The organism is Burkholderia sp. B21-005 (assembly GCF_020843965.1).
GTDB classification, from domain to species: Bacteria; Pseudomonadota; Gammaproteobacteria; order Burkholderiales; family Burkholderiaceae; genus Burkholderia; species Burkholderia ambifaria.
Genome location: NZ_CP086301.1, coordinates 3216861 through 3234434, shown reverse-complemented (window position 1 = coordinate 3234434; position 17574 = coordinate 3216861). Strand labels below are relative to the sequence as shown.

The 17574-nt window shown below is 69.1% G+C and carries 18 protein-coding genes; 12 read left to right on the top strand and 6 right to left on the bottom strand.

Features of this window, described 5'->3' with window-relative positions:
• The first annotated feature begins 1 nt into the window (after window position 1).
• Both LMA02_RS15055 and rfaE2 read left to right on the top strand, forming a co-directional pair.
• On the top strand, window positions 2–880 hold the full coding sequence (locus LMA02_RS15055) for a hypothetical protein (RefSeq protein WP_006755359.1): 879 nt from the start codon (window positions 2–4) through the stop codon (window positions 878–880).
• A gap of 162 nt (window positions 881–1042) precedes the next feature.
• Window positions 1043–1528, top strand: a complete 486-nt coding sequence (rfaE2, locus tag LMA02_RS15050) for a D-glycero-beta-D-manno-heptose 1-phosphate adenylyltransferase (RefSeq protein ID WP_105787132.1) — start codon at window positions 1043–1045, stop codon at window positions 1526–1528.
• Window positions 1529–1544: 16 nt separating this feature from the next.
• Here the strand turns inward: rfaE2 and LMA02_RS15045 are convergent, their stop codons facing one another.
• The 5 genes from LMA02_RS15045 to LMA02_RS15025 all read right to left on the bottom strand — a co-directional run bounded on the left by LMA02_RS15045 (window position 1545) and on the right by LMA02_RS15025 (window position 6836).
• Window positions 1545–1787 carry a hypothetical protein gene (locus tag LMA02_RS15045; protein ID WP_228905898.1) on the bottom strand — a complete coding sequence of 81 codons (243 nt, stop codon included), beginning with the start codon at window positions 1785–1787 and terminating at the stop codon, window positions 1545–1547.
• Between the two features lie 226 nt (window positions 1788–2013).
• Complete coding sequence (locus LMA02_RS15040) at window positions 2014–2802, bottom strand: type III pantothenate kinase (protein WP_228905896.1); 789 nt, start codon at window positions 2800–2802, stop codon at window positions 2014–2016.
• Window positions 2799–3725, bottom strand: coding sequence for a biotin--[acetyl-CoA-carboxylase] ligase (locus LMA02_RS15035; RefSeq protein ID WP_228905894.1), 927 nt, complete (start codon window positions 3723–3725; stop codon window positions 2799–2801). The genes LMA02_RS15040 and LMA02_RS15035 overlap by 4 nt, the downstream gene beginning before the upstream one ends.
• Before the next feature lie 196 nt (window positions 3726–3921).
• The gene (locus LMA02_RS15030; protein WP_228905889.1) at window positions 3922–4761 is read right to left on the bottom strand and encodes a tetratricopeptide repeat protein; all 840 of its coding nucleotides are present in this window, start codon (window positions 4759–4761) and stop codon (window positions 3922–3924) included.
• 14 nt (window positions 4762–4775) lie between these two features.
• Window positions 4776–6836: a bifunctional 2',3'-cyclic-nucleotide 2'-phosphodiesterase/3'-nucleotidase gene (locus LMA02_RS15025; protein ID WP_228905887.1), complete on the bottom strand. Its 2061-nt coding sequence runs from the start codon at window positions 6834–6836 to the stop codon at window positions 4776–4778.
• A gap of 293 nt (window positions 6837–7129) precedes the next feature.
• Between LMA02_RS15025 and LMA02_RS15020 the strand changes: the two genes are divergently transcribed.
• The 10 genes from LMA02_RS15020 to LMA02_RS14975 all read left to right on the top strand — a co-directional run bounded on the left by LMA02_RS15020 (window position 7130) and on the right by LMA02_RS14975 (window position 16220).
• On the top strand, window positions 7130–8254 hold the full coding sequence (locus LMA02_RS15020; protein WP_175670648.1) for an MlaE family ABC transporter permease: 1125 nt from the start codon (window positions 7130–7132) through the stop codon (window positions 8252–8254).
• Window positions 8251–9162: an ABC transporter ATP-binding protein gene (locus LMA02_RS15015; protein WP_228905877.1), complete on the top strand. Its 912-nt coding sequence runs from the start codon at window positions 8251–8253 to the stop codon at window positions 9160–9162. The genes LMA02_RS15020 and LMA02_RS15015 overlap by 4 nt, the downstream gene beginning before the upstream one ends.
• A 24-nt stretch (window positions 9163–9186) precedes the next feature.
• Window positions 9187–10122: an MlaD family protein gene (locus LMA02_RS15010; protein WP_228905875.1), complete on the top strand. Its 936-nt coding sequence runs from the start codon at window positions 9187–9189 to the stop codon at window positions 10120–10122.
• A gap of 89 nt (window positions 10123–10211) precedes the next feature.
• The gene (locus LMA02_RS15005) at window positions 10212–10835 is read left to right on the top strand and encodes an ABC-type transport auxiliary lipoprotein family protein (RefSeq protein ID WP_006755841.1); all 624 of its coding nucleotides are present in this window, start codon (window positions 10212–10214) and stop codon (window positions 10833–10835) included.
• A 19-nt stretch (window positions 10836–10854) separates the two neighbouring features.
• Window positions 10855–12006, top strand: a complete 1152-nt coding sequence (locus tag LMA02_RS15000; protein ID WP_228905873.1) for a VanZ family protein — start codon at window positions 10855–10857, stop codon at window positions 12004–12006.
• A gap of 145 nt (window positions 12007–12151) precedes the next feature.
• Complete coding sequence (locus LMA02_RS14995) at window positions 12152–12469, top strand: (2Fe-2S) ferredoxin domain-containing protein (protein WP_011658035.1); 318 nt, start codon at window positions 12152–12154, stop codon at window positions 12467–12469.
• 13 nt (window positions 12470–12482) lie between these two features.
• The gene (locus LMA02_RS14990) at window positions 12483–13127 is read left to right on the top strand and encodes an alpha/beta hydrolase (RefSeq protein ID WP_175730516.1); all 645 of its coding nucleotides are present in this window, start codon (window positions 12483–12485) and stop codon (window positions 13125–13127) included.
• Between the two features lie 499 nt (window positions 13128–13626).
• Entirely contained in the window at window positions 13627–14937 is a 1311-nt protein-coding gene (locus LMA02_RS14985) for a D-alanyl-D-alanine carboxypeptidase family protein (protein ID WP_228905871.1), read from the top strand.
• 48 nt (window positions 14938–14985) lie between these two features.
• Window positions 14986–15912, top strand: coding sequence for a D-amino acid aminotransferase (locus tag LMA02_RS14980; RefSeq protein ID WP_228905869.1), 927 nt, complete (start codon window positions 14986–14988; stop codon window positions 15910–15912).
• Complete coding sequence (locus LMA02_RS14975; protein ID WP_006760320.1) at window positions 15912–16220, top strand: YbeD family protein; 309 nt, start codon at window positions 15912–15914, stop codon at window positions 16218–16220. The genes LMA02_RS14980 and LMA02_RS14975 overlap by 1 nt, the downstream gene beginning before the upstream one ends.
• A gap of 284 nt (window positions 16221–16504) precedes the next feature.
• On the opposite strand, the gene LMA02_RS14970 is transcribed toward LMA02_RS14975, so the two are convergent.
• Complete coding sequence (locus LMA02_RS14970; RefSeq protein WP_175735216.1) at window positions 16505–17476, bottom strand: transcriptional regulator GcvA; 972 nt, start codon at window positions 17474–17476, stop codon at window positions 16505–16507.
• Between the last annotated feature and the right edge of the window lie 98 nt (window positions 17477–17574).

Here is a 17574-nt window from a genome sequence, read left to right as displayed (position 1 = left end):
CATGAACACCATGCTTTATCCGGAACTTTACAGGTCGCTCGAAGCTGTCCGCTGGGACATGGAGAAGGACATTCCGTGGGACAAGTTCGACGCTTCGCTGCTCACCGACGAGCAGGCGAAGACGATCAAGATGAACGCGATCACCGAATGGTCGGCGCTGCCCGCGACGGAAATGTTCCTGCGCGACAACCAGCACGACAGCGACTTTTCCGCGTTCATGAGCGTGTGGTTCTTCGAGGAGCAGAAGCATTCGCTCGTGCTGATGGAATACCTGCGCCGGTTCCGCCCGGAAATGGTGCCGACCGAGGAAGAGCTGCACGCGGTGCGCTTCCAGTTCGATCCGGCGCCGCCGCTCGAGACGCTGATGCTGCACTTCTGCGGCGAGATCCGCCTGAACCACTGGTATCGCTGCGCGGCCGACTGGCACACCGAGCCGGTCATCAAGCACATCTACGAAACGATCTCGCGCGATGAAGCGCGCCATGGCGGCGCTTACCTGCGCTACATGAAGAAGGCGCTGAACAACTGCGGCGACGTCGCGCGCGCGGCGTTCGCGAAGATCGGCGTGCTGATGGCGTCGGCGCGCCGCACCGAGAAGCCGCTGCACCCGACCAACCTGCACGTGAACCAGGCGCTGTTCCCGCGCGACACCGTGCAGTCGCGCCTGCCCGATCCGGAATGGCTCGAGCGCTGGCTCGACGAGCAGATCCGCTTCGACGGCGAGTGGGAAAAGAAGGTCGTCGACCGGATCCTGCACAACCTGTCGATCCTGTTCGAGCGCACGTTCGCGACCGCGCAGGAGCTGAACCGCTATCGCAAGGAAGTCACCGGCCGCCTGCAGTCCGAAAGCGGCCCGTCGTCGGCCGCGCAACCGGCCTGAGGCCGCGCGGCGGCGCAGCCGCCGTGACGCTCCGCCGGTTGCGATCGTCGCAGTGAATTCCTGCATGAAGCCCGCCCGGCCCGCCGGCGGGCTTTTTATCTGGCGCCGCCGCGTCCCGCCGCGACGTGCACTGCGCGCCACTCACGCCATCCGAACTCCATCATGTCCGCTACCTTCGAACGCAAGCTGATCACCCGCGACGCCCTGGTTGCCCTGCGCGCTTCGCTGCCTTCGCCCGTCGTGTTCACGAACGGCGTGTTCGACATCCTGCACCGTGGCCACGTCACGTATCTCGCCGATGCCAAGGCGCTCGGCGCCTGCCTGATCGTCGGCGTGAACAGTGATGCGTCGGTGCGCATGCTCGGCAAGGGCGACGACCGTCCGATCAACCGCGAGGACGACCGGATGGCGCTGCTCGCGGCGCTGGAGAGCGTCGACTGGGTCGTGAAGTTCGAGGAAAAGACGCCGGTGTCGCTGATCGAGGCCGTCCGTCCGGACATTCTCGTGAAGGGTGGCGACTACGACATGGACGCGCTGCCGGAATCGGCCATCGTGCGCGGCTGGGGTGGTCGTGCGCTCGCGATTCCGTTCGCGCATGACCGCTCGACCACCGCGCTGCTGAAGAAGGTGCGCGCGCAGCAGTCCTGATGCGCGCGCCGCGCCGTCAGGGCGCGGATGCCGCGAGCGGCTCCGCCGTGATGGCCGGCGCGGCGATCGGACCGCCGATCACGGGCTGATCGGTCGCCTGCGCGAGCGGCATCGCATGCACTGCATCGGGCCGCACCTGCCGGGACAGCACGCCCGGTTCGCGCGCGCCGGCCGCCGGCGGCGGCCCGAACACGCCGCGCACCGCCACGAACGCGAGCAGGTTCGCGAGAAAGAGAACAGCGATCAGCCAGCGCAGCATCGTCGACACTCCTCGTCGTGGTTCAGTCGTTCAACCGTTCAGTCGGGCCGGCCGCATGGCAGAGGTTGCCATTGCAGCTGGCGATCGTTCGCGACGGCCGAGCCGCGTGGGCGGCCGGCTGCCTGCATGGGCGCACACACCGGCGCCCGTTTTTCCATCCTTCCCGTGACGAAGCACGCAGCCGGGCATCCATCGACGCCGTCGGCGCGATGCTGGCCAGTTTCCGTCAATCCTGCGCCGCCGCGTCCGCGGCGATCAACGCAAGCCCCGACAGGATCAGCGCGTCGTGCCGCGTATGCGGCAGCGTCAGCGCGCGCGCGACATCGTCCGCCGCCCCGCCTGCCAGCACCAGCCGCACGGGCGCCTGCCACGCATCGGCGAGATCGCGCCATGCGCGCTCGATCAGCCCGGCCTGCGCGTACAGGCAACCCGCCGACAGCGAGCGCGGCGTATCGACCTGGAACGGCTCGGCCTGCGCGCCCGCGAGCAGCCCGCTCGCGATGTCGGTGGTCAGCGTCGGCAACTGCGCGGTGTGCGTGCCGAGCGCGCGCATCATCAGTGCCCAGCCCGGCGCGATCAGCCCGCCGGTGAAGCGACCGTCCGCGCGCAGCGCTTCGAGCGTCGTCGCCGTGCCGAACGTCGCGATCAGCAGATGCTCGCCCGGGAACGCCGCACGTGCGCCGATCAAGCCGGCCCAGCGATCGCTGCCGAGCTGTTCGGGCGTCGTGTAGCCGTTCGTCACCCCGCATTGCGCGGGCCGCGAGCGGATCGTCGTGCGCGGCAGGCCCGGCCAGCGGGCGTCGAGCAGCGCGTCGAGCCGTGCGGCCACGTCGGCGCCCGCGACGTTCGAGATCCATGCGCCATGGGGACGCGGCAGGGCCGACCAGTCGGGATCGGCACCACCGTCGCGCGTATGGCCGAAGGCGCCCGTGTCGACGAGCGTGCGCCGCGCATCGGCGAGCGCCCACTTGATCCGGCTGTTGCCGGCGTCGATCAGCAGATGCGGCTCGTTCATTGCGCTTCGCGCAGCGATACGTCGCCGGCCGCGATCGCCTGCACGCCGTCGGGTGTGTCGAGCAGCAGCTGGCCGGTCGCGTCGATGCCCGTCGCGATGCCGCGCGCGCGTTCGACGCCCTGTTCGAGCAGCACGACTTCGCGCCCGGCGTACGCGTGCAGCGCGTGCCAGCGCGGCAGGAACGGCGCGAGACCGTCGGTGCCGAACTGAGCGAGTGCGGGCGTGAGCGCGTTCAGTGCGGCGGCGAGCGTATCGGTGAGGTTGGCCGATGCGCACGCGGCCGACAGCGCGGCCGGCGGCAGCCCGCTCGCGAGCGTCGCTTCGCGCGCGCGCAGCGCTTCGACCTGTGCGGCGACGGCTTCCGCGCCGCGCACGTTGATGCCGAAGCCGATCACGACGGCGGTCGCGTCGGCGGTGCTCCACACGGTTTCGATCAGGATCCCGGCGAGCTTGCCGACGATGTGCGACGTACCGTCGTCGGTGGCCGTCAGCAGCAGGTCGTTCGGCCATTTGAGGGCGACACGCGAGCGGGCGTCGAGCGGCAGCGCGGCGAGCCCTTCCGCGAGCGCGACGCCGATCGCGATGCTGAGACCGGCGAGCGCGTCGACGGGGCGCGGCACGATGCAGCCGACCGAGCACAGCAGCGCGTTGCCGGGTTGCGCGAACCACGGGCGGCCTTGCCGGCCGCGGCCGGCCGTCTGCTCGAACGCGACGCGCACGAGCGGCGCGGGCAGCGCGTTCGCGGTGCGCGGCAGCGCCTTCAGGCGCGTCGCGACGTCGGCGTTGGTCGAGCCGGTGGCGGTGACAATGTCGAGCGGCCACGCGCGCGGCGCGGCATCCAGGTGCGCCTCGAGCCGGTTGCGCGCGATGCGCGCGTCACCGTCACCGGTATCGGGCGTGTCGGAGGAGGTGGGGGCGTTCATGGCGCATATTGTAGCGACAGGGGGGCGGTGCGTGCCGGGCGGCGGTTTGGCCGCGGCGTTCGACGGTGCCGCGTTTGCCGCGCCGCGCGGAGCGGTCCGTCCCCCCGTATCAGACGTGGCATCCCTGGATCGATCGCGGGATGTCACGTGCGCCGGTCCGCGGCGGACTGGCGGCCCGCCGCACATTGCCGCACCGTCAGGGCGCGATGACCGGATGCTTCAACGCATGCGCGGTCTCGATCCACTGCGCGTGGAACTCATCCGCATCGGGTTTGAGCCCCAACTCACCGTTGCGATACGCCATCGCGAGCGTCTGCACGGCTTCCGGCAGCTCGTGTTCCGCCGCACGCCGATACAGCGCAAGCGCCCGCGCTTCGTCGCGCGGCACGCCGCTACCGTCGCGGTACGCGTTCGCGAGCATGAAGTCCGCCGCCGGGATGTCCGCGCGCGACGCGAGCTCGAACCAGTGCGCGGCCTGCACGGGGTCGGCCGCGGTGCCGTAGCCGCTGCGGTAGATCAGCCCGAGGTAGTACGCGGCGGCCGGGTCGCCCTGGCCGGCCGCTTCGCCGAGCAGCGCGCGGGCGCGTGCGTAGTCCTTCGGGATGTCGCCGCTGCCGAGCAGCAGGGCCTTGCCGAGTGCGAGCTGCGCGCGTCGCGCGGCGAGCGAGTCGGTCTTGCCGTCGGCGGCGGTTTCCAGCCAGCCGCGCCCTTCGTCGCGCAGCCCCGGCTCGCGCGCATCGACGAGCGCGATGCCGAGCGCCGCCTGCGCGTCGCCCGAACCGCGGCGTGCGAGGGTGCGCAACTGCGCGAGCGCGTGCGGTTCGACGGCCTGCGCGACCATCGCCTGCCACTCGTCGAGCTGCGCGGTGCTCGGCGCGGGGCCGGCGGCCCGCCAGCCGGTCGTCGCGACGACGGCCGCGACGGTCACGGCCGCCGCCGCGAGCAACGCGGCGGGCGGGAGTTTCGCGCGCAGCAGGCGCCGCGCGGCGGCGGTGAAGCCGGCCTCGGCCGGCCGCATCGTCCGGATCGGTTGCATCGCGGGTCTCATGGTCATTGCGTGAGGTCGATCTCGTAGATTGCGAGGTTCTTGCCCGAGCCGTCGTCGGCCGCGACCTGCGTGAGGCCGCTCAGGCCGGCTGCCGCCGCGTCGCCGAGTCGATTCGGCGCCGACGTGAACCGCACGTGCGCGACCGAGCTCGCGAGCTTCGTGAAGCGCCAGCTGCGCTGCGCGCCGTCCGCCGCGCGCGTGATCGCGCCGCGCTTCTTGATGAACGAGATCAGCACGTCGCGGTTCGCGTCGGGCGACGCGAAGATCGTCTTGCTGCCGTCGAGGCCCGGGAAGTTGCCGCCGCCGCTCGCGCGGTAGTTGTTGGTCGCGACGATGAACTGCGCGTTCGGGTCGATCGGCGCGCCCTTGTACGTCAGGTTCCTGATCCGGCTGCCGACCGGCTGCGTGACGTCGATCTCGTACGCGAGATCGGCGGACGTGAACATGTCGAAGTTGTAGCCGGGGAAGCTGCTGACGAGCGGCTGCACGGTCGCCTTGGTCGGGTCGATCGTGTTGAAGCGCTTCGCGGCCGTCTCGAGCCAGTTCTTCACGTCGCTGCCGTTCACCTTCACCGCGTACACGGTGTTCGGATACAGGTACAGGTCGGCCGCGTTGTTGATCGCGAGCGCGCCCGGCGCGACGTCGGTGTAGTCGCTGCCGCCGCCGAAGCCGCTCTTGAACGGCGCGCTGACCGACAGCACCGGCAGCGACGCGTATTGCGGCAGGTTCGCCTGCACGTAGGTCCGCACGTAGTCGGCCTGCGCCTCGTTGACGATCTGGATCGCGCCCGGATCGCCGACGTCCGCGAAGTACGAGTTCATCCGGTAGTCGGTCGAGCCGATCGGCGTCTTCACGTAGTCGATCGTCGCCTGGTGCTCGGCGGCGATCGCGGCGGAGACCGACGGGTCGGCGGCGACGTAGCTCTTGTCCGCATTCTGGATCGGCCGCGCCTCGACGGTCGTCAGCGACTTGTCGACGCTCCACGCATTGCCGTCGAACTTCAGGCCGAGCTTGATCACGCCGAGATGCTTGCCCCAGAAGTTGGCCATCACGGTCGGCACGCCGTTGACGGTGCCCTTCGCCTTGTCGACGCCCGGCAGGTTGAACTGCGGCACGGTGCTGTTCGCATCCGGGAACACCTGGTGCGAGTGGCCGATCAGCATCGCGTCGATGCCGGGCACCTTCGACAGCCACCAGCTGCCGTTTTCCATCGTCGGCGAATACGCGGCGTTGTCGAGGCCGCCGTGCGAGATCGCGACGACGAGATCGGCGCCCTTCGCGCGCATCTCCGGAATGTACTTCTCAGCCGCTTCCTTCAGACCGGTCGTATAGACCTTGCCGTCGAGCCAGCGCTTGTCCCAGTTCATGATCGCGGGCGGCGTGAAGCCGATGATGCCGACCTTCACCGGCGCGCTGACCGTCTTGCCGTCGGGCGTGACGGCCGTCACCGTGCGGGTCAGGATCGTGTACGGCGTGAACAGCGGCGCGTTGGTCTTCGCGCTGATCACATTGGCGAGCACCTGCGGGAAGTTCGGGCCCGCGCACTTCTTCTGCTGCGCGGGGGCCGGCAGCCCGTCGACGTCGAACGTGTTGCCGGTCACCTGCGACAGGTACGGCAGCCCGTAGTTGAACTCGTGGTTGCCGATCCCGCCGCCGTCGAACTTCGCGGCGTTCATCACCTTGTAGATCGCGAGCGTCTGGTCGCAGCCGATCGGCTTGACGAGCGCCTGGTAGTCCGACAGCGCGGTGCCCTGGATCGTGTCGCCGTTGTCGAGCAGCAGCGTGTTCGGATACTGCGCGCGCGCCTGCGCGATCAGCGTCGACACGCGCTCGAAGCCGAGCGAGTTGTCGGCGGCGAGCTTGAAATAGTCATATGACAGCACGTTGGTGTGCAGGTCGGTCGTTTCGAGCAGCGCGAGCGTGGCGGTCGTGCCGGCCGGTGCCTGGGCCTGCGACGGCGGAGCGGTGACGTCGTCGCCGCCACAGCCGGCGAGGGCGAAGGCGAGGCTGGCGAGCGCGGCGGCGAAGCCCACGCGGCGGCGGGAAAGCGGGGGGAGACGCATCGGTTGTCCTGTTCGGTGTTCTGTTCTATGAATCGCGACGATGAAGTGCGCGGTGCGCAACGAAATGGCGGCGCGGGCGCCGACGGCCTGATGTGCGCGCGTGAGAGTATCGAAAGGAAACATGACGGAAGAATGAAAGGTCGCCAGCGAGGCAAGCCGATCCGGCCCACGCATGTGCAGGCAGGCGCCTCGGGCCGGCGCGCCGGCCGGGCGCCGCGACGGAAATCCTCACGTCGCTGCGCCGGGCGGTTCGCTACAATGGCCGCTGTCAACCTTTTGCAAACAACCCGCCCTTGGACTTCGAGACTCCTCCCGGCCTGTCGGTCGACGCCGGCGGCCAGGGCCAGACGGTGCGCCTGTACGGCCAATGGACCGCGCTCGCGCTCGCGCGCAACCGTGGCGCGGTCGCGCGCCGCGTCGCGGGCATCGCGTCCGGGCGCGTGAGCGAATGGGATCTGTCCGGCATCGAACGACTCGACCACGTCGGTGGCCAGGCGCTGTGGCGCGTGTGGGGCCGCAAGCTGCCGGACGGCGTCGCGCTGAGCCCCACGCAGCGCACGATCTTCGAGCGCATCGAGCGGCTCGACAGCCAGCGCGAGGCCCCCGAGCGCGTCGTGCACTTCGGCCCGATCACGCGCTTCGGCTTCATGCTGTTCGCGTTCGCCGAGCATCTGCAGGGCGGCATCGCGATGTTCGGCCTCGTGATCCTCGACGCGCTGTCGGTGCTGCGCCGTCCGAAGACGATGCCGTGGAAGGAAACCTCGGCGAACATCTACAGCGCCGGCGCGCAGGCGCTGCCGATCACCGCGCTGGTCGCGTTCCTGATCGGTATCGTGCTCAGCTACCTGTCCGCGCAGCAGCTGCAAACATTCGGCGCGAACCGCTACATCGTGAACATCCTCGGGCTGTCGGTGATCCGCGAGCTCGGCCCGGTGCTGTCGGCGATCCTCGTCGCGGGCCGCTCGGGCTCGGCGATCACCGCGCAGATCGGCGTGATGCGCGTGACCGAGGAGCTCGACGCGATGCGCGTGATGGGCATCCCGCACGGGCTGCGGCTGATCCTGCCGCGCGTGCTCGCGCTCGGCGTCGCGATGCCGCTGCTCGTGATGTGGACCAACATCATCGCGCTGAGCGGCGGCGCGCTCGCCGCGAAATTCGTGCTCGGGATCGACATCAACTATTTCGTGCGCTCGCTGCCGGGCGTCGTGCCGATCGCGAACCTGTACATCGGCGTCGGCAAGGGCGTCGTGTTCGGCATGCTGATCGCGCTGGTCGCATGCCATTTCGGTTTCCGGATCAAGGCGAACTCGCAAAGCCTCGGTGAAGGCACGACCACGTCGGTCGTCTCGTCGATCACGGTCGTGATCCTCGCCGACGCGGTGTTCGCGATCATGTTCCAGAACGTGGGGCTCGGATGAACGCGTCGAACGACTCGGCGGCCGGTGCCGCCAGCGCCCATACGGCGGCAGCCGGCGCCGGATCGGCCGGCACGCCCGGTGACGATTTCGTGATCGAGGTGCGCAACCTGACGAAGCGCTACGGGCGCAATATCGTTCACCAGAAGCTCGATTTCGACGTGCGGCGCGGCGAGATCGTTGCGATCGTCGGCGGCTCGGGGTCGGGCAAGACGACGCTCGTGCGGCAGATCCTCGGCCTCGAGCGGCCGACGTCCGGCACGATCAAGGTGTTCGGCGAGGACACCGCGAAGATCGACGACGCGACCGCGCGGATGATGCGCACGCGTTCGGGGATGCTGTTCCAGCAGGGCGCGCTGTTCTCGTCGATGACGGTGTTCGACAACGTCGCGCAGCCGCTGCGCGAGCTCGGCCGCGTGCCGCCCGACCTGCTGCACGACATCGTGATGCTGAAGCTCGAGATGGTCGGGCTGCCGTGCAAGCACGCGTCGAAGATGCCGGCCGCGCTGTCGGGCGGGATGGTGAAGCGGGTCGGCATCGCGCGCGCGATCGCGCTGGAGCCCGAACTGCTGTTCCTCGACGAGCCGACCGCCGGCCTCGACCCGCAGGCATCCGACGAATTCGTCGAGCTGATCGCGACGCTGCACCGCACGCTCGGGCTGACGGTCGTGATGGTGACGCACGACCTCGACACGATGGTCGCGCTGTCGACGCGCGTCGCGGTGCTGGCCGACCGCAAGGTGCTGGTGGCCGCGCCGGTCGAGGAGGCCGCGAACGTCGACCATCCGTTCATCCACGAATATTTCCTGGGGCTGCGCGGGCGCCGCGCACTGCAGGCGCTGCCGCCCGAGCGGCGCGCGAAGCTGCCGAAGGCCGCCCTCGAACCGGCGCTCTCGAGCGTCGAGCTGTAACCGGCAAGGACAAGGAATCTCCTGATGGAAAACAAATCACATGCGTTCTGGGCCGGCCTGTTCACGATCGCGCTGACGCTGGCGATCGCGGGCACCGTGTTCTGGTTCAACGTCGACCGCACCGTGCGCGTGCCGTACGACCTGCTCGCGCGCACCAACGTGACGGGCCTGTTCCCCGATGCGGCCGTGCGCTTTCGCGGCCTCGACGTCGGCAAGGTGCAGTCGATCGGCTTCGATCGCACGCATCCGGGCCAGATCCGGATCCGGATTCTCGTCGACCGCGACGCGCCGATCACGCAGTCGACCTACGGCAGCCTCGGCTTCCAGGGCGTGACGGGCATCGCGTTCGTGCAGCTCGAGGACACGGGCCGCGACCTGGCGCCGCTGCCGTCGTCGCCGAAGGCGATCGCGCAGATTCCGATGCGGCCGAGCCTGTTCGACCAGATCCAGGAGCGCGGCGACGTGCTGTTGCGGCAGCTCGAGCAGGCGGCGGAAAGCGCGAACGCGCTGATGTCGCCGGAGATGCGCGAGCAGTTGCGCGCGACGGCCGAAAGCCTGCAGCACGCGGCGGACGGGGCGGCGACGCTGTCGAAGCAGCTCGCGCCGGCGGTGGCCGCGCTGCCGCAGACGATGCACGAGGTCGATCGCGCGATGGCATCCGCGAACACGCTGCTGCAGCCGAACGGGCCGCTCGTGTCGAACCTGAACAAGGCCGGCTCGGCCGCGGAGCAGGTCGGCGTCGCGCTGAACGACCTGAACGCGCGGGTCCAGTACGACACGCTGCCGCGTTTCAACGCGCTGGCGGGCAGCGTCGGCGATGCGTCGCGGCAATTGAAGGACGTCGCCGGTGAACTCGGCCGCAACCCGAGCAGTCTGTTGTTCGGGTCGCCCGGCGCCTCGCCCGGGCCCGGCGAAGCGGGCTTCGTCTGGCCGGGCGCGGGTGCGGCGGCCGGCAAATGAAGCGCGGCGCCAGCCCATCGACCGCCCGGCCCGGAGCGAGGCCGGGCACTGACGCCATCGAAACCGGAAACATCATGCAGGAACATGCCATGCCACGAATCCTTGATCGCGCGCTGCGTCCGGCCGCGACCGCACTCGCGATGCTGATGCTCGCGTTCGCCGCCGGCTGCGCCGGCAACGGCGCGGCGCTGTCGAACGTCCGCTACGACCTCGGGCCGGCCGCGTCGGTCGTGACGGCCGGCACGGGCCCCGCGCTGAAGGTGCTCGACGTCGCCGCGCCCGACGCGCTCGACACGGACAAGTTCGTCTACCGCCTCACGTATGCGGATGCGCAGCGCACGGCCGTCTATCGCGACAGCCGCTGGACCGCACCGCCCGCGCAACTGCTCACACAGCGGCTGCGCGGCGCGCTGTCGTCGCGCGGCGCGGTGCTCGAAGGCTCCGACGGCGTGCGCGCGCCGACGCTGAAGGTCGACCTGAACGAATTCGAGCAGGTGTTCGACGGGCAGTCGCAGAGTCACGGCGCGGTCACCGCGCGCGCGACGCTGATGCAGGACGGCAAGGTGCTCGGCCAGCGCACGTTCGTCGCGCGCGCGCCGTCGAGCACGCCCGATGCGGCCGGCGGCGCGCGTGCGCTCGCGGCCGCGAGCGACGAGCTCGTGTCGCAGATCGCCGCCTGGGTCGGCGTGCAGGCGTACGCGGGTAACCCGTGACGCGCAGCGTGCAGCCGCGATGAGCGCGCCGGTCACGCCGCGCGCGTCGTCGCTCGCACGACAGGCGTTCGCCGCGTACGCGGCGCTCATCGTCTATGCATCGCTGTATCCGTTCGACGGCTGGATGTCGCTCGGCATCGGGCCGTTCGACTACCTGTTCGCGCCGATGCAGCGCTATGTGACCGCGTTCGACGTGGTGACCAACGTGCTCGGCTACCTGCCGTTCGGCGCACTCGGCGTGCTCGCGCTGCATCCGCGCTGGCGCGGCGTGGCCGCGACGCTGATCGTGGGCGGCCTCGGCGTGCTGCTGTCGGGGTCGATGGAGGCGCTGCAGACCTACCTGCCCATGCGCGTCGCGTCGAATCTCGACCTCGCGGCCAACGCGCTCGGCGCGCTGTTCGGCGCCGCGCTCGCGGCCCCGGCCACCGGCGCGCTGCTCGACCGCGGCGCGCTGCGCCGGCTGCGCTTCGCATGGTTCGAGACCGACGGCGCGACGCCGCTGCTGCTCGCCGCGCTGTGGCCATTCGCGATCCTGTTTCCATCGCCGTTCCTGTTCGGCATCGGCGACTGGCCGGCCGCGCTGTGGGAGCGCGCCGACGGCTCGATGCAGGACGCGCTGCTCGCGTGGCTGCCGGCCGCGTGGCGCGTGAGCGAATGGCCGGAGCGCGTCGACGGCTGGCTGTCCGACTCCGCGTGGGAAGCCGTGCTCGGCGGGTTGATGCTGTTCGCCGCGCTGGCGATCGCGTCGCTCGCGATGCGCGCCGGCGCGCCGCGCGTGCGACTCCTGATCGCGTTCGTCACGGCGACGCTCGCGCTGAAGGCAGCCGCCACCTTCATGCAGTCGAGCACCGGCCTCCTCGTCGTGTGGGCGACGCCGGGCGCGCGGCTCGGCATCGAGCTCGGCTTCGCGGTGGCGCTGGTGGCGTTGCGCGTGCCGGCCACGTGGCGCGCGCTGCTCGCGGCGGCCGCGCTGCTGGCCGGCGTGGCACTCGTCAATCTGCTGCCGGTCAACCCGTTCTTCGACTTCACGCTGTCGGGCTGGCGGCAGGGCCGCTACGTGCACTTCAACAGCATCGCGCGCTGGCTCGCGTGGATCTGGCCCTACGCGGCACTGATCTGGCTCGGCCAGCGGGTCGAGCACGCGTGGCTGCCGGCCGCGCTGCGGCGCTGAGGCAGCACGCGGGGCAGGGCGGCGCGGCCCGATCGCCGGCAGCGGCGCGCGCCGGTCGTTATAATCGTCCGCACATCCGTTGCCGCGCGCAACGGCAATCGCCCGTCTTTCCGCCCGGCACCGTGCCGGGCCGCTCGTCACCATCATGGATTCCTACTACCAGCACCACGTCTTCTTCTGCCTGAATCAGCGCGACCCGGGCGCCGAGCGTCCGAGCTGCGCGCAATGCAATGCGCAGGCCATGCAGGAATACGCGAAAAAGCGCGTGAAGGAACTCGGCCTCGCGGGGCCGGGCAAGGTCCGCATCAACAAGGCCGGCTGCCTCGACCGCTGCGAGGAAGGGCCCGTGATGGTCGTGTATCCGGAAGGCACGTGGTACACGTATGTCGACCAGGCCGACATCGACGAGATCGTCGAATCGCACCTGCGCGACGGCAAGGTCGTCGACCGCCTGAAGATCTGAACGGGCCGGCCGAATGAACGTTCATACGCAGAAGTCGCTGATCGCCGGCCCCGCCGGGCAGATCGAAATCGCGGTCGACCTGCCGGACGCCGTGCGCGAAGGCAGCGCCGCGCCGCGCGGGATCGCGCTCGTCGCGCATCCGCATCCGCTGTTCGGCGGCACGATGGACAACAAGGTCGCGCAAACGCTCGCGCGCACGCTGGTCCAGCTCAACTACGTGGTGTACCGGTCCAACTTCCGCGGCGTCGGCGCAACCGAGGGCGTGCACGACAACGGCATCGGCGAGGCCGACGACCTGCTCGCGGTGCTCGCGCACATGCGCGCGCAGCCGGCCCATGCGGAGCTGCCGCTCGTGCTCGCGGGCTTCTCGTTCGGCACCTTCGTGCTGTCGCATGTCGCGAAGCGGCTGCGCGACGCGGGCGAGACGATCGAGCGGATGGTGTTCGTCGGCACGGCCGCGAGCCGCTGGCAGGTCGCCGACGTGCCCGAGAACACGCTCGTGATCCACGGCGAAACCGACGACACGGTGCCGATCGGATCGGTCTACGACTGGGCGCGGCCGCAGGAACTGCCGGTCGTCGTGATCCCCGGCGCCGAGCACTTCTTCCATCGCAAGCTGCACGTGCTGAAGCGCATCATCGTCGACGCGTGGCGTTGAAGCGTTGACGCGTTGACGCGTGTAGCGCGGCGCGCATCGTCGCTGCCGCGCCACTACGATGCCGCCGCTCGCGCGGCATCTCGTCGCACCGTGTCGAACCCGGTCGCACATGCCCGCCGCCGCCGCGCGGCGACCTCATCTTGCACCGCGCCCGCGCACGCGTTTCGCGCGGCTTCGAGCGCGATTGTCCGCAGCGAAGCCACGCCATCCTCCCGAAGCCCGTGTGCGGCCACCCGCACGGTTCGCGAAAACGTCGTTCGCGGCCACGTATAATGGCCGCATTTCGCGTCGCCCGCGGCCCGGCCGGGCCCATGCGGCGCTCGTTTCGCCGCCTGTCAGCCCGCTCGCGACGGCCGCGAACCGAACGCGTCCGCATGAGTCCAACCGGCGCGTTTCGCGCCGTCCGACGCAGTCGGACGAATGCCCGGAACGCCCGCCGCCTTGCCGTTCAACCCTGCGCGTTTCGCGCCGCACTTTCTGCCACCAGCCTGAATCGATCATGCGTCTGTCTCCCCAAGGCCTCAAGTCCCTCGCTTCTTCCATCGCCTTCGGCACCGCCGCGCGCAACGTCGCGCTGGGCGTGATGCTGCCCGTTGCGCTCGCATCGACGATCGTCGTCGCCGAGGCCAAGCCGGCCGCCAAGGCCAAGGCCGCGCACGCGGCGCCGGCCGCCGAGCAGTTCACCGGCGCGCCCGCGACCTTCATGCCGGGCGCGGTGCCGCCGCCGGGCGTGAACGCGCGCTCGTGGGTGCTCGTCGATGCGACGAGCAACACGGTGCTCGCATCGGGCAACGCCGACGAACGCGTCGAGCCCGCATCGCTCACGAAGCTGATGACGGCCTACCTGGTGTTCGAGGCGCTCGACAAGAAGAAGATCTCGATGGAGCAGATCGTCACGCCGAGCGAGGCGGTGCGCCGCGTCGGCCTCGACGAGTCGCGCATGTTCATCGAGGCGAACAAGCCGGTGTCGGTGCACGACCTCGTGTACGGGATGATCATCCAGTCGGGCAACGACGCCGCGATCGCGCTGGCCGAACTGGTCGGCGGCAGCGAAGGGCAGTTCGTCACGCTGATGAACGCCGAGGCGCAGCGCCTCGGCATGAAGGGCACGCACTTCGCCGACGTGAACGGCATGCCCGATCCGAACCACTACACGACGGCCGGCGACCTCGCGAAGCTGTCCGCGCACCTGATCCGCGATTTTCCGCAGTACTACGGCATCTTCTCGGAGAAGGAATTCAAGTACAACAACATCCGCCAGGGCAACCGCAACCGGCTGCTGTGGCTGGATCCGACGGTCGACGGCCTGAAGACGGGCCATACGCAAGCGGCCGGCTACTGCCTGATTGCATCGGCCAAGCGCGCGATCCCGGGTGTCGACGGCCAGCGCCGTCTCGTGTCGGTGATGATGGGCGAGCCGAAGGAAGGCGAGCGCACGCAGGACAGCATGAAGATGCTGAACTACGGCTATAGCGCGTTCGACGCGGTGCGCCTGTTCAAGGGTGGCCAGGCGATGTCGACGCCGCGTATCTACAAGGGCAAGGAGAACACCGTGCAGGTCGGCGTGAAGAGCGACCAGTGGGTGACCGTGCCGCGCGGCCTGGGCGACAAGGTGAAGCCGGAAGTCGACGTCAATGCGCCGCTGATCGCGCCGCTCGCGGAAGGCCAGCAGGTCGGTACGGTGAAGCTCGTCGCCGACGGCAAGACGCTGTCGGAGTTCCCGGTCGTGGCGCTGCAGGCGGTGCCGGAAGCGGGTATCTTCGGGCGTATCTGGGACTCGATCCTGCTGATGTTCAGCAAGAAGAAGTAAGCGCGACGGGCCTTTGTTTTCACGACTTCATCCCCATCTGGTACAGCTATGAGCCAAGCCGAATTCGAACCGATCGTCTACCTCAGCGTGTCGTCGCGGGAGGAATTGGTGCCGCTGTCGCAAGCCCGTGTGCCGGTGCTCGACCGCGGGTTCATCTTCGGCGATGGGGTGTATGAAGTTGTCCCCGTTTATGCGCACGACGGCGCGCTCGTGCCGTTCCGGATCGAACAGCACCTGGACCGGCTCGCGCGCAGCCTGAAGAAGATCGGCATCGACAACCCGCACGACGCGGCCGGCTGGCGCGCGCTGATCGAGCGCGTGGTCGCCGCGAATGCGGAAGGCCTCGGCGACGGCAACGCGCTCGTCTACCTGCAGGTGACGCGCGGCGTCGCGAAGCGCGGCCACGCGTTCCCGGCGGATGCGGTGCCGACGGTGTTCGCGATGACGAGCCCGCTGCGCCTGCCGTCGGACGAGGAGCGCGCGCGCGGCGTGCGCTGCGTGACGGCCGAGGATCGCCGCTGGCTGCATTGCGACATCAAGTCGATTTCGCTGCTGGGCAACGTGCTGATGGCACAGCATGCGGCCGAACGCGATGCGTTCGAGACGATCCAGCTGCGTGACGACAAGGTGACCGAAGGGTCGTCGTCGAACGTGTGGATCGTGAAGAACGGCGAGCTGATGGCGCCGCCGCGCAGCAACAAGATCCTCGAGGGGATCCGCTACGCGCTCGTCGAGGAGCTGGCCGATCAATGCGGGATTCCGTTCGTCGCGCGCGAGATCAGCGAGGTCGAGCTGCGCTCGGCGGACGAGATCATGATCACGTCGGCCACGAAGGAAATCCTGCCTGTCACGTCGCTCGACGAACTGCCCGTGCAGGGCGGCAAGCCGGGCCCCGTGTTCGCGGCCTTGTACGACGCGTACCAGCGTGCGAAAGCGCGCGAGTTTGAACAGTTTGACCTAACCCGGAGGAAATGATGAGCGAACCGACCAAAACCATCGAGGTCACCGGCGCGATCGATACCCGGAAGGAGTCGCTGCTGGAGTTTCCGTGCGATTTCCCGATCAAGATCATGGGCAAGGCGCACCCGGAATTCAAGGACACGATCTTCAAGGTCGTGGCCGTCCACGACAACGAGATCGACGTCGAGAAGATCGAGGAGCGTGTGTCGAGCGGCGGTAACTACACCGGCCTCACGATCACCGTTCGGGCGACGAGCCAGGAACAACTCGATAACATCTATCGCGCCTTGACCGGCCATCCGATGGTCAAGGTCGTGCTGTAGGGCCTGTTCCCGCTAATAACGGGCTTGCGCTGGCCCCCAGAAGGGCCGAGCGCAAGAAGTGCGACGAAGCGAATACTCGACGTATTCGCAAGGAGCATGACGCAGCGATCGGCCCTTCTGGGGGCCAGCCCCACGAATGATTTTTCCAAACAGGGGAACGCGCCTTGCCGGCCGCATTGCGGCGTCGCGCGTCGCTTGTTTGGCTCGGCCAAACGGCGCTCCTTGCTTCTTGCACTGCAGCCGGCAAGGCGCGTTCGCAAGCCCGTTATTAGCGGGAACAGGCCCTAGCCCTTCCATCCGCCTTCCTGCGCGCACTCGGCGGGGGTCTTCCCCGCCGCGCGCCGCGCATCCAGTTCGTCGCACAGCAGCTTGAATTGTGCGACTTCCTCGAGCATCCACGCCCTGAATGCCTGCACGCGCGGCGCGTTCAGCAGCGGCGGCGGACACACGAAAAAATAGTGCCACGGGCTCGCCCCGTCGATGTCGAACAAGCGCACGAGGCGCCCGTCGAGCAGGTCGTGCACCGCCAGCGAGCGCCGCACCAGCGCGATGCCCTGCCCCTCGATCGCGGCCAGCAGCAGGTTCGACGAATCCTGGTACAGAATCCCGCGTTTCGGCTCGGTCAGCGTGTCGAGCCCCGCCGCGTCGAACCACGGCCGCCACAGCTCGTCGTCCGAGCGCAGCAGGTTGTAGTGCACGAGATCGGCGGGCGTCTGCGGCAGCTTGCCGCCGTTCAACGTCGGCGCGCACGCCGGAAAGAACACTTCGTCGAATAGCGGCTCGACGTGCAGCCCCGGATAGTTGCCGAAGCCGAAGCGGATCGCGAGGTCGACGTCGTCGCGCGCGAAATCGGTCAGATTGTTGGTCGACTGCAGCTCGACGTCGATTTCCGGATGCCGCTCGATGAACGTGCCGATGCGCGGCGTGACGAAGCGCGCGGCGAACGACGACAGCATCGACACCACCAGCCGCCGGTCGCGGTCGCTTGCCCGCACCTCGCGCGTCGCGTCGGCCAGCATCATCAGCGCGGTCCGCACCTGCTGCGCGTAGCGCATGCCGGCGCCGGTCAGGCACAGCCGCTTGCCGTTGCGCGCGAACAATTGCACGCCCAGCTCCTCCTCGAGCGCGCGCACCTGATGGCTGACCGCGCCGTGCGTGACGAAGAGTTCGTCGGCGGCGCGCGAGAAATTCTCGTGACGGGCGGCGGCTTCGAACGCCCGAATGGCGTTCAGCGCAGGGAGTTGGCGGAGGTCCATTTGCTAATTTTCCTCACATCGACGTGAAAATTGGTCGTTTGGTCGGGCGCCTTTAAGTGACTACGATTGTAGCCATCGAAGCATTTATTGGCGGAGTC